This window comes from Dyadobacter psychrophilus (genome assembly GCF_900167945.1).
Taxonomy (GTDB): Bacteria; Bacteroidota; Bacteroidia; order Cytophagales; family Spirosomataceae; genus Dyadobacter; species Dyadobacter psychrophilus.
Map to the genome: position 1 here is coordinate 231,043 of NZ_FUZA01000008.1, position 11,462 is coordinate 242,504.

Consider the following 11,462-nt stretch of genomic DNA (forward strand, 5'->3'; position numbering starts at 1 on the left):
CGCTATGTCATAAGAAACGGAGTGCATATGATCATTAAAATGGACAAGGTAAGAGCAATCGTAGTTATTTTTTACGGGCTATTTCCGCTTGCGATAAAATAAAGCTCTGTAAATCTTTCACATCTTGTTCACCCAAACGACGTCCGAAGTTGGGCATACCATTCCCTGTCAGAAGCCCATTTCGGACAATGGCCTGAAAATTTTCGTGGATATGATCTGGCGACCGCGCTAGATCTGGTAAAACACCGCCACCCCCTCCCACACCGCCATGGCATCGGTCGCAATATTGTTTGTAGAGTGTTTCACCATGTTTTATTTCTGCCTTACTTCCCTTGGGTTGGAGGCGAGTCAATGTCCGTTCCGGAACTGGTTCGTAGGATGGCATGGCTTGATTAGCTCCCAATGCAAACGTGTAAATCGTTCCGGGATGCAAAGTTGGGGTGAATTTATAACCCAGTCCAATCACTCCACCCCAACCAACAGCTATGGAAACATACTGCTTGCCGTCCAGTTGATATGTGATGGGCGGAGCTATTATACCCGTGCCGAGATTCATCTGCCAAAGTACAGTCCCGGTCTTTGCATCATAGGCACTAAAATCGCCCGTGGCGGTGCCCTGAAAGACCAAGCCAGTAGTAGTTGTGAGAATTCCCCCGTTCCAGCCAACCGGATGGTCTACACTCCAGACCTCCCGCTGCGTGTCAGGCCTCCAGGCAATCAGCTTGCCCATCTGTTTGGGCGCTTTGGATTCCGTGCGGAGCGGACGTGTATTGTCGTGGCCGATTCCCACATTCCATCCCGTTCCACTGCCCATTCCACCTACTTTGTTCATCGTCCAGGCCGAATCATGACCGTAGACCATTGAGTTGGTTTGTATGGGGATGTATACCAGCCCTTCTTTTGGATTATAAGCCATCGGCTGCCAATTGTGCCCGCCAATGGGAGAAGGGAAAATTTCGGCATTTTGGCTTGTATAACGACTGAAATCACTTTCAATTGGTCGCCCCGTTAATGAATCAATTCCCGTTGCCCAATTCACAAAGGTGTATGGTTTGGCTGAAATAAACTGCCCATTCGTTCGGTCAATTACATAAAAAAACCCGTTTTTGGGGGCCTGCATAATCACTTTTCTCAGCCGGCCTCGAATGGTAATATCAGCCAAAATAAGATGCTGCGTGGCGGTAAAATCCCAGGATTCGCCCGGTGTGGTCTGATAATGCCAGACTAGCTCACCTGAACTGGGGTTAAGCGCCAGAATAGATGAAATATAAAGGTTGTCGCCGCCCCCTGGACTGCGGTGCTGACGGTTCCATGGCGAGCCGTTGCCCGTGCCCACATAAAGCAGATTCAGAAAAGGATCATAGGCCATCGCATCCCAGGCCGTTCCGCCACCGCCATATTCCCACCATTTGCCCGTCCAGGTTTTAGCGGCCTGAGCCAGCGCTTCCGATTCAAATCGTTTTGACGGATCTCCGGGCACTGTATAAGTTCGCCAGATTTGTTTACCCGTCATTGCATCATATGCCGTTACATAGCCCCGCACACCATATTCTGCTCCGCCATTGCCAATGATCACCTTGCCGGCAACAATTCGCGGAGGCCCCGTAACGGTATAGGCCCGGGCAGTATCAACGGTCTGCACAGACCAGGCAGGCTGCCCTGAACTGGCACGGAGGGCAATTAACCGTCCGTCCAGTGTGCCAACATATACATAATCTTTGTAAAGCGCGACACCCCGATTGACAACATCACAACAAGCTTTTTCTCCGTAGTAAGCCGGCACCTTTGGATCAAACTTCCATTGAAGTTCGCCCGTAAGGGCATTGATTGCATATACACGGCTCCATGAGCCCGTCACATACATTACGCCGTTTGCAACGAGCGGAGTGCTTTCGATACCGCGGGTTATGCCCAGGTTTATAGTCCATGCCAAACCTAGTTGTTTGACATTCTCTTTTGTGATCTGAGCCAGTGTGCTGTAACGGTCTTCGGTGTAGTTGCCGCCATAGGTGATCCATTCGTGAGGCGTCTTTTTTGCATTGATAAGTCTTCGGTCGTCAATGAAATGATCAGGCGGACTGTCGGCAATAAGAGCCAAAGTGCAGAGATATGGTAATAGAAAGAAAGTCTTACGGATAAGAAGTAATATACGAACAGCTGTTTCGCGGATTTCCATGAAAAGCACTGATTTATAGTTCAACCAGACAACTCACATAAATTTTTAACCAGAATTAAATACAAATGAAAGCTTAATCCAGCCCATTTTGGCGCGAAGTACGGTCCGGAATATCCGTTGAGTATAAAGAAAAGAGAAAGCGTTGAATCAACTGCTGTGATAGCCTGGCCTAAGAGACGATCATTGGTGCAAGCTTAGTAAAATAGATCCCCATGTGCAAGAAAAACAGCAGGAAATTTTTATGTAACCTATTGATTATTAGTTCAATAACTATCGATTCGGAAATTTTCTAAAACGTTGTAAGCCCCAAACAAAAAACCGCTCGACAATCTATTGATTATCAAGCGGCTAGCTTTGTTTTCTGTGGTGATGGACGGAATCGAACCGCCGACACAAGGATTTTCAGTCCTTTGCTCTACCGACTGAGCTACATCACCAGGCTCAATTGGTTCCCTTTGGGACTGCAAAACTAGAAGTTTGGTTTTGCTTTACAAATTATTTATTAAAATATTTCTCAATTTGTTTGCCATAGCAACTTACTTCCCTGATTATCTACATTTTACGTTTGCAGCCTTATATTTTATCCCAAAAACATTTGCACCAACTTACATTTTTACCATATTTGTTAAGGTATGCTTGCATACTAATGGTGGATTTCAATGATGTAACAATGGCGATATTTCAGCAAATACTATTTTTAGCCGTTTTGGGGGCGGTCGCCTGGCTGGGTTATCGAAGGATCAGTCTTATCCGGTCGACCATCCTGCTGGGAAAGCCGGAAGACCGCTCGAATCGTCCTGGTGAAAGACTTTCTACAATGCTACGCATTGCTTTTGGCCAGAAAAAAATGTTCGACCGGCCGCTGATCGGCGCCCTGCACTTTGCGGTCTACATCGGCTTTATTCTGATCAATGTTGAAATACTGGAAATTGTGCTTGATGGCATTCTGGGCCGGCATCGGATTTTTGCGCCGTTTCTGGGCAGCTTCTATCCCGTATTGATTGGCTTTTTTGAATTTCTGGCAGTCGGTGTGCTGCTGGCTTGCATTATCTTCCTTTTGAGGCGCAGTGTTGTGAGGGTGAAGCGTTTGCAGCCTGAGCGGCATCGTGAAATGAATGGCTGGCCAGAACTGGACGGGAAATTGATCTTAGTTTTTGAAATCGTTTTAATGATCGCGATTCTAACGATGAATGCTGCGGATTTGGCGCTTCAGGAGCTTGGAAACCCACATTATCCGCAAACGGGCGACTTCTTTTTTAGTCAGTTTCTCAAACCATTATTTACAGGATTGAATGAAGATACACTTGTCATTTATGAGCGATTTGCGTGGTGGTTTCACATTTTAGGAATCTTCGTTTTCGCTGTTTATCTCACCTATTCAAAGCACTTACACATTGTTTTAGCTTTTCCCAACACTTATTTCTCGCGGCTGACGCCTAAGGGAAAAATGAACAATATGCCGGAAATTACGGCGGAAGTAAAAACAATGCTGGGCATCGAAACAGCTTCGATGGACGAGGCAGCGGTAATTCCGGACCGTTTTGGCGCAAAAGATGTGCAGGACCTTTCCTGGAAAAACCTGATGGATGCTTATTCCTGCACGGAATGCGGACGTTGTACGGAGGCTTGTCCGGCTAATATTACGGGCAAAAAGCTTTCCCCGCGCAAGATTATGATGGACACGCGCGATAGGCTGGAAGATGTAGGCCGGAACATGCAGAAAAACGGCGGACAGTTTGTAGATGACGGAAAAAGCCTCATTGATGATTATATATTGGTGGAAGAAATCAATGCTTGTACAACTTGCAATGCATGCGTGCAGGAATGCCCGGTGCTCATTAATCCTTTAGACATTATCTTGCAATTACGCAGGCATAAGGTGATGGATGAAGCGCATGCGCCGGCAAGCTGGAACGTGATGTTCCAGAATATGGATACCAATCAGGCGCCCTGGAAATTTTCTCCCGGCGACCGTTTCAACTGGGCGGCTGGCCTTGAACCAAAAGAATAAATGAGCGAATTGACATATAAAGTGCCGACAATGGCCGAAATGGCGGCAAATAACGAAGCTCCCGAAATTTTGTTTTGGGTTGGCTGCGCTGGTTCGTTTGATGACCGTTATAAAAAAGTGACGGTCGCTTTTGTGAAAATATTGAATAGGGCTGGCGTAAAATTTGCTGTGTTAGGCACCGAGGAAAGCTGTACGGGCGATCCGGCTCGGCGGGCCGGCAATGAGTTTACATTCCAAATGCTTGCGATGTCCAACATTCAGGTGCTGGATATGTATGGGATCAAAAAAATCGTAACGGCCTGCCCGCATTGTTTTAACACATTAAAAAATGAATATCCCGAGCTGGGCGGAAATTATGAAGTGATCCATCATTCCACTTTTCTGCAGCAGCTTATTGACGAAGGCCGCGTAAGGATTGAAGGCGGTGAAACGTTCAAAGGCAAAAAGATTACCTTTCATGATTCGTGCTATCTGGGGCGTGCTAACAACATTTACGAAGCGCCGAGGCATGTTTTGGAAGCATTGGATGCAGATTTGGTAGAAATGAAAAGGTGCCGGACCAAAGGACTTTGCTGCGGTGCGGGAGGGGGACAAATGTTCAAAGAGCCTGAACCCGGAAAAAAGGACATTAATATAGAAAGGATTGAAGAAGCCCTTGCAACGGGAGCCGAAACCATTGCCGTTGCCTGCCCGTTTTGTATGGTAATGATGACAGATGGCGTTAAGAATAAAGAAAAAGAAAGTGCTGTTAAAGTTTACGACCTGGCGGAACTGATCGCACAGGCAGAAGGGTTGTAATAACTGTCTGCTGCATAGTAAGATCGTTTTTAGCTTTAAAATTTTGAGTTATGTACATTCCATTTAGTGATATAGATTTCCAAGCAAGAGTCTGGATTTATCAGGCTGACCGTCAGCTTACTGACGCCGAAGTGGGCATTTTAACCGAAACTTTAAAAGCATCTCTCGATGGCTGGGAAGCACACGGAAAACCGCTTACAGCTTCCGGAAAAGTTTTTGAACACCGGTTTGTAGTGATTGCCGTTGATGAAAACGACGAATTGCCCAGCGGATGTTCTATTGATAAGTCTGTACATTGGATCCAGGCGGTCGGCCATTCGATGCAGATCGATTTCTTTGATCGATCCGTGGCCTATCTGGGAGCTGATAATCAAATACATACAGTTCCTGTTCCGAGCATTAAGCAAGCGGTTACAGATGAAATCCTGCTGCCATCGACCATTATTTTCGATAATCAGGTTGCCACAAAAGCGCAATGGATGAACCATTGGAAAACGCCCGCTGCAAACTCTTGGCTCAATCGCTACTTTTCGGCGAAATCCAGCGTTTAAGTTTAAATGGTTAGTTTTGTCAAATAAACGATAACGGTCCGGAATGAAGTTTTTTTGGTTTGTCTCAATTTTCGCTATCTGTCTGACAATGTTCGGCTGCGACGAAAACGTGGTTTACAAAGCGCATGAAGACATTGATGACGGACTTTGGTATATCAAAAACAAGCCGACTTTCAAAGTTGAAATAACGGATACAACAGCGACTTACAACATGTATTATTTGCTTCGCAACACATTGCAGTATCCCTATTACAACCTTTACTTAACCAAAAATTTCATCGGCCCCGATCAAAAGGTCATATCTAACACATTGGAAGAAGTTTTTCTGTCTAATGAAACAACCGGAAAACCATACGGCCACGGGCTGGGCGACCTTTTCGACCATAAAATTCCCTTTCTTAAAAATTACAAATTTCCCAGGTCAGGCACTTACACATTCATTTTGACACAATCCATGCGCCAAAATCCGCTTCCTTTTGTGATGAGCGTCGGTGTAAGTGTCGAAAAAGTGGGAGCTAAATAATCCTAAATCTCGGGGTTATTAGGCGAAGGAGTCGTTCCATCTGATCGCTTCCTTGGTTTATTGCGATATCTGCGATAAGGTTTTTTCTTAAACTCCTTTTCAACAGACTGCGCTATCATTGCTTCTTTTTGATCTTCCTGCACTTCATGCACAGGCTCGCCCAACAAAAACCCATAAGGCTCCATACTTGGAATAGTATCAAAAACAACTTTAAGAATGGCCGTAACTGGTAATGCAAGAATTAATCCTGCCAATCCCCATAATTGTCCTCCCAGGAACAGTGCAATGATGGCGGCCAGCGGATTTACACTCACTTTTGAGCCCACAATGTTGGGGGTGATAAAATTGCCTTCCAGGAATTGTACAAAGCTCATCACACCAATCACACCAACCGCATACCAGGGTGAATCCATGGTAACGACGGCCAATAACGCAGGAAGCACCGAGCCGATCAGGATTCCTATATAAGGGATCAGGATCAGGAAGCCTGCCAGAAAACCGAAGAAAATTGCGTGCGGAATGCCCAAAATCAGTAATCCGATGCTATTTAAAACTCCTACAATAAGAATTACAAGGAACAGTCCGGACAGATAACTCTGGATTACTTCGTATATTTTTTTCAAAAGTGCATTCAGTGCTTCATTAGGAACATTGGTGATGGCTTTGTGAAAGAACCGTCTGAAAAAGTCGCGGTAAAGCAGGAAAAAGAAGATGTAAAGCGGAATTAAAATGAATGTTGAAATGGCACCTGTGGTGGTAACAAGTGTGTTCAGCAGCACTGCCCTTCCTTCACTCAGCGCATTGATCAGATATTTCTTTGCCTCGCTCACCTGTTGGCTGCGGCTAATGTTGAGATAACGCTCCCCCATCGTAAGCGTTTGATCCAGAATCGTTTCCGCCTTTTCTGTAATCCTCGGCAGCTCTTCTGCAAAACTGCCGATTTGCAGCGAAACAACATATACAAGCACCACTATGACGATGAAAAGCGTCAGAATGCTCAACAAAATAGACCCGATCCGCGGCACACGGTGCCTTTCAAGCCAGGCGCAAACGGGATGTAGCAGAATGGCCAGCAGAATGGAAAATGCAATGGGGATAATCGTTTCGCGAAGAACAAAAAGAATGTAAACGGTTGCAATAAGGGCGACGAGGATGCTTGCCAGTTTTAGGTAAAGAGGGGTTTCTTTATCTTTGTTTGGAAGAGGACGTAAAGTGGAATTCATGAATAAACTAATGTATCTGTGGTTTGCTGTCAAAACGGTGTTCTGTACTTGCCAGCCTGATCATAAGATCAATGATTTCGAGAAAGTGCGTTCCCATTACAAAATTAGCAAAATAGGCAAGCTTCCAGCAGTTGCTTCCGAAAGTTCGGGCCTTGCAAATGGCTCAGCGCCTGGTTTGTTCATCACGCACAATGACAGTGGCGGCAAGCCCGAATTCTACGAATTTGACCTTTCGGGAAAACTCACATCAACTATTAACATTCCGAATTCTAAAAATGTGGATTGGGAAGATTTGACGAAAGACCCGAAAGGCAACTTATATGTGGGCGATTTTGGCAATAACGGGACTCCCAGAAACGAGTTTGAAATCTATAAGATCAATGTTAGCCAGAATGCGACCGAGAAAATTTCATTTCGTTACTCCGATCAAAAATCGGTGGCGGGCGTTTCTGGTAAGCCAACATTCGATTGTGAATCTCTTTTTTACTATCAAAACAATGTTTATCTATTCTCAAAAAATTGGGAGAAAAATAAGTTTGTGAAGCTTTACCGCGTTCCGGCTGAGGCTGGAACTTACACCATAAGCGCCATTGACAGCATTAAAATCAACACGCAAGTGACCTCGGCCGACATAAGCCCGGACGGTAAGACTTTCGCTTTGCTGACTTATGGTAAAATCCTGTTGTTTCGAATTGAAAATAACCGCATTGATTTCAGTAAGCCTCAGGGCTGTTTTCGGCTGGTAAAAAAGCAAAATGAAGCGCTGATGTTTTTGAATAATACCGATATGCTTGTCACCAATGAGCAAGGCGATATCTACCGGATTACTTATAAGTGATATTATGTTTCTGTTAATAATGTTGTAAAGCATGTAATGTCAACATCACATCTGCTAATTTCGAACCGCGTTTTAATAAGAAAAACATGAGCACCGCCAAATCTGCCGCGTCAGCCCCCAAAGTTCTAGTTGTTGACGACGACTCTGATATTGTTGAACTTCTCGAATATAATTTAATCAAGGAAGGATATTCGGTAGTTACTGCTTCCAATGGCAAGAAAGCAATCGAAATCGCCAAGACTTTTATTCCCGATCTGATATTGCTGGATATTATGATGCCACAACTCGATGGCATTGAAACCGGCCGCATTTTGCGCAGCAATCCCGAAATCAAAAACACATACATTCTTTTCTTAACAGCCAGATCGGAGGAATATTCTGAGGTTGCGGCTTTTGATGTGGGCGCTGACGATTACATTACCAAGCCTATCAAACCCCGGGCGCTGATGAGCCGCATTAATGCACTATTCCGTCGCGAAGCCCAGAAAGCAGAATCAGGTGACCAGATCGACATTCTCGACCTGACCATTAACCGGAAAAATTACACAGTTACGCAAGGTTCTGAAAAGTCAATTGTGCTTCCTAAGAAGGAATTTGAACTGTTGTTTTTTCTTGCTCAGACGCCTAATAAAGTCTTTAACCGGGACGAATTGTTGCAAAAAATCTGGGGAGCCGACATTTACGTTCTGGAAAGAACCGTCGACGTTCACATCAGAAAGTTACGCGAAAAGTTGGGTGACCGTTACATCAAAACCCTCAAGGGCGTTGGTTATATGTTCAGTAACGAGCAGGAATAACATTATTTTTCAATCAGGTCGGGGTTAATCTCCGGCTCGTCTTTTTTGTCTTTATCCTTATCTTTCTTTTTACGGAATGCAAGCTTGATATTCACTTCACCGTTTTCATCAATCGCGCGAAGAAAGATTTTAGAGCCTTGTTTTTTCTCTTCATTATTTGGATCAAGCACGTAAGTTGAGTCCCGTTTTTTGAGGTTACTCAGTGGGATTTGAATGTTGATGTCGGTTTTCTTGCCAAAACTGTAAATGCCATCAATGTAAAGCGTGACCACATTGGACTCGATTTCCATGGGCGCGATCTCGATCTCCTGGCCGCTCAATTTGAAGTCGTTACGAATGGGCGCAAATTTCACCCGTTCGAAATTACGCCTTTTAAAAATCAGCTTTTTCATTTTCATGAATGGCTCGAAATTCAGGATATAGGCATTGGTAAGGTCAATCCGCAACAAGCCTTTCATTGTGGAGGGAACAAGCCGGACATTGTTATTAAGCCGCGATTCGAAGCTGAAATCCGTGTTCAAGATCCCTTTTAAATTCTGGTGCGTAAGGGTTTTTTGTCCAAAATCATCAAAAGAGTAAAAAACAGAATGCACATCCGCATTCGATATTTTGCCCCGCATGGCAAGGTGAGGCAACTGGCTCGAACCCGAGTTGTCCATTTCGCCGGCAATCCTGACATTACCGGCACCAAAAGCCTTCATGACAAAATACTCAATGCTTACCGCATTGTTTTTAATTGTAAACTGGCCCTTCACATCTCTTGCTGTGAAATTCTTGTAATTGAGCTTCTTAGCATCCAGTTTGGCCACAATTTGCATTTGGTCTATGGCATCGTCCAGCAATTCAACCAGTTTCAGCTTCTTCTTGTTTTTCTTAACAACCTGTCGTGGCGCAAGCAGCGTTTCCAGCCAGTTCATTTTCCAATTTGGAATATTAATGTCCACATTCGCCCGGAGCGGCTTGGGGGACCCGAACAGATAAGGTATCAAATCGAGCACTTTTCCCCTGATGTACAACATATTCTGTCCGTCGGAAAGGCTTAGATCGGGAAACACAAATGCTTTCTCATTGAATGTGAAATCCCCCTTTATTTTTTTCAAATGAACCTGCCGGGGCAAATAATCCATAGAAATGTTGTTAATCGAGACTTTCCCACTCAATTTCCCATTAAAGCGGTCGCGGCGTGGATCGTAAAAATTCTTTAAACTGCCGTCAAAATTGAATTCAATCTTAGCACTTCCGTTTTTAAAACGATAGCGCGCCGGGTCCAAAAGCTGATCGAGATTAGTAGAATCCGCATCAATGTTTCCGTTGATCCGGGCAACCGGGTTTTGAAAATTGGTAACGGCAATGGACATTCGGAACGGGATCGTCTCGAAGTTGCCTTTAACGTCCTTTGCAGTCACACGCGAATTAAGAGGCCCGGGCACTTCTGTTGTATCAGCTTGATTGGTAAAGTTACCTTCTGCCTGCATATTCCTCAAAACACCAACCGGCAGACTATACTGAAACGTGTCCGTCTTGAAATATACGTCAACATGGGGCTGCACCAAACTGGCAATTTGCCCCTTGACACGCACCTTCGTATCTACTTCGGTTTGAATCCCAATGGAATCAATTTGCTCCTTGATCCTCCGGTTTAACAACGGAAGGGCATTTTTGATGGGAATTTTCTTGGCCTCAAAATTCAATGTAAATTGTTTTACAGAATCAGCAAAGTCGAATATTCCATTGATCCCTATCTGGTCATTGGTAGCACTCTCCAATACAGACGGATAAATTTTCAGCTGTTTCTTGTCGGCGTCATAAGCGAGTGCAAGTCCCAGCCTGGCTTCCTGATTCATTAAAAAACCACCCTTCTTGGGCTTGAAAGTGAGCTGATTAAACAAAATGGCACCATTAAGGCTTGCATTTGTAGTTGAATCGGTGGTTGTAATGATATTTGTCACGTCATGGATCAATGCGCCGTAAAATTTCTGCTTAACCGAGTCGGAATAACTGACTGCAAAGTTGACAAAACGCATATTGCCCAGCTTTTTCATGATGTCGCCATTTCCCTTAGGATCCTTTTTCTTCTTATCCTTCGAATCATTTTTGAAAATGCTGAGATTGGAATAGCCGTCCTTTTGAACAAACAATTTCATCGTCCCATTTTCCAGAATAAGATTTTTGATCTTGATATTTCCTTTATAAAAGCCGGCGAGATCCAATGCAATGTGCATTTGTTCGGCTTCCAGAAACGGCTTTTTATGAACCTGATAAAGGCTGTCGGTAAGTTTAACGCTTGTTAATGTGAAGTTTAATCCAAAAGAGCCGCTGAAAGGCCGGAATTTAAAGTCTTCAATTTCAAGATTCCCATTTAGATTCTCATTGACGAATCCCTTTGCTTTTTCGAAAATGTTATCCCTGTTTCTGTAAACCCATATCTCAACTGCTCCGAAAAGAAAAAATGCACACAGGGCAATTATTCCAAAGATTTTTAAAATTCTTGCAAACATGAAAAGAGGGATTTAACACGATTAACGCCGACAGCTTGAATATCAAA

Annotated in this window: 9 protein-coding genes and 1 tRNA gene; 6 read left to right on the plus strand and 4 right to left on the minus strand. The window is 44.3% G+C overall.

Features of this window, described 5'->3' with window-relative positions:
• Positions 1-64: 64 nt before the first annotated feature.
• Positions 65-2,176, minus strand: coding sequence for a PQQ-dependent dehydrogenase, methanol/ethanol family (locus B5X68_RS24385; RefSeq protein WP_082217373.1), 2,112 nt, complete (start codon positions 2,174-2,176; stop codon positions 65-67).
• A 364-nt stretch (positions 2,177-2,540) separates the two neighbouring features.
• Positions 2,541-2,613, minus strand: a tRNA-Phe gene (locus B5X68_RS24390).
• Positions 2,614-2,846: 233 nt separating this feature from the next.
• Here B5X68_RS24390 and B5X68_RS24395 point away from each other — a divergent pair.
• From B5X68_RS24395 to B5X68_RS24410, 4 genes are read left to right on the plus strand one after another with little or no spacing between them, the layout of a single operon-like run.
• Positions 2,847-4,187: a 4Fe-4S dicluster domain-containing protein gene (locus B5X68_RS24395; protein WP_082217433.1), complete on the plus strand. Its 1,341-nt coding sequence runs from the start codon at positions 2,847-2,849 to the stop codon at positions 4,185-4,187.
• Entirely contained in the window at positions 4,188-4,985 is a 798-nt protein-coding gene (locus B5X68_RS24400) for a (Fe-S)-binding protein (RefSeq protein ID WP_082217374.1), read from the plus strand.
• 50 nt (positions 4,986-5,035) lie between these two features.
• Positions 5,036-5,536: a hypothetical protein gene (locus B5X68_RS24405; protein WP_082217375.1), complete on the plus strand. Its 501-nt coding sequence runs from the start codon at positions 5,036-5,038 to the stop codon at positions 5,534-5,536.
• A gap of 43 nt (positions 5,537-5,579) precedes the next feature.
• On the plus strand, positions 5,580-6,059 hold the full coding sequence (locus B5X68_RS24410; protein ID WP_082217376.1) for a gliding motility lipoprotein GldH: 480 nt from the start codon (positions 5,580-5,582) through the stop codon (positions 6,057-6,059).
• Between the two features lie 2 nt (positions 6,060-6,061).
• On the opposite strand, the gene B5X68_RS24415 is transcribed toward B5X68_RS24410, so the two are convergent.
• Complete coding sequence (locus tag B5X68_RS24415) at positions 6,062-7,282, minus strand: AI-2E family transporter (RefSeq protein ID WP_082217377.1); 1,221 nt, start codon at positions 7,280-7,282, stop codon at positions 6,062-6,064.
• Here B5X68_RS24415 and B5X68_RS24420 point away from each other — a divergent pair.
• Together B5X68_RS24420 and B5X68_RS24425 are read left to right on the plus strand one after the other, a co-directional pair.
• Complete coding sequence (locus tag B5X68_RS24420; protein WP_082217378.1) at positions 7,281-8,120, plus strand: hypothetical protein; 840 nt, start codon at positions 7,281-7,283, stop codon at positions 8,118-8,120. The two genes, B5X68_RS24415 and B5X68_RS24420, sit on opposite strands and share 2 nt — an antisense overlap.
• A gap of 86 nt (positions 8,121-8,206) precedes the next feature.
• Positions 8,207-8,917, plus strand: a complete 711-nt coding sequence (locus B5X68_RS24425) for a response regulator transcription factor (protein WP_082217379.1) — start codon at positions 8,207-8,209, stop codon at positions 8,915-8,917.
• Positions 8,918-8,919: 2 nt separating this feature from the next.
• On the opposite strand, the gene B5X68_RS24430 is transcribed toward B5X68_RS24425, so the two are convergent.
• Positions 8,920-11,415: an AsmA family protein gene (locus tag B5X68_RS24430; RefSeq protein WP_082217380.1), complete on the minus strand. Its 2,496-nt coding sequence runs from the start codon at positions 11,413-11,415 to the stop codon at positions 8,920-8,922.
• Positions 11,416-11,462: the final 47 nt, after the last annotated feature.

What these genes read in the sequence shown, in the direction of transcription:
- B5X68_RS24385 (WP_082217373.1), bottom strand. Translation starts at nt 2,176, where the DNA reads ATGGAAATCCGCGAAACAGCTGTTCGTATATTACTTCTTATCCGTAAG.
- B5X68_RS24395 (WP_082217433.1), top strand. Translation starts at nt 2,847, where the DNA reads ATGGCGATATTTCAGCAAATACTATTTTTAGCCGTTTTGGGGGCGGTC.
- B5X68_RS24400 (WP_082217374.1), top strand. Translation starts at nt 4,188, where the DNA reads ATGAGCGAATTGACATATAAAGTGCCGACAATGGCCGAAATGGCGGCA.
- B5X68_RS24405 (WP_082217375.1), top strand. Translation starts at nt 5,036, where the DNA reads ATGTACATTCCATTTAGTGATATAGATTTCCAAGCAAGAGTCTGGATT.
- B5X68_RS24410 (WP_082217376.1), top strand. Translation starts at nt 5,580, where the DNA reads ATGAAGTTTTTTTGGTTTGTCTCAATTTTCGCTATCTGTCTGACAATG.
- B5X68_RS24420 (WP_082217378.1), top strand. Translation starts at nt 7,281, where the DNA reads ATGAATAAACTAATGTATCTGTGGTTTGCTGTCAAAACGGTGTTCTGT.
- B5X68_RS24415 (WP_082217377.1), bottom strand. Translation starts at nt 7,282, where the DNA reads ATGAATTCCACTTTACGTCCTCTTCCAAACAAAGATAAAGAAACCCCT.
- B5X68_RS24425 (WP_082217379.1), top strand. Translation starts at nt 8,207, where the DNA reads ATGAGCACCGCCAAATCTGCCGCGTCAGCCCCCAAAGTTCTAGTTGTT.
- B5X68_RS24430 (WP_082217380.1), bottom strand. Translation starts at nt 11,415, where the DNA reads ATGTTTGCAAGAATTTTAAAAATCTTTGGAATAATTGCCCTGTGTGCA.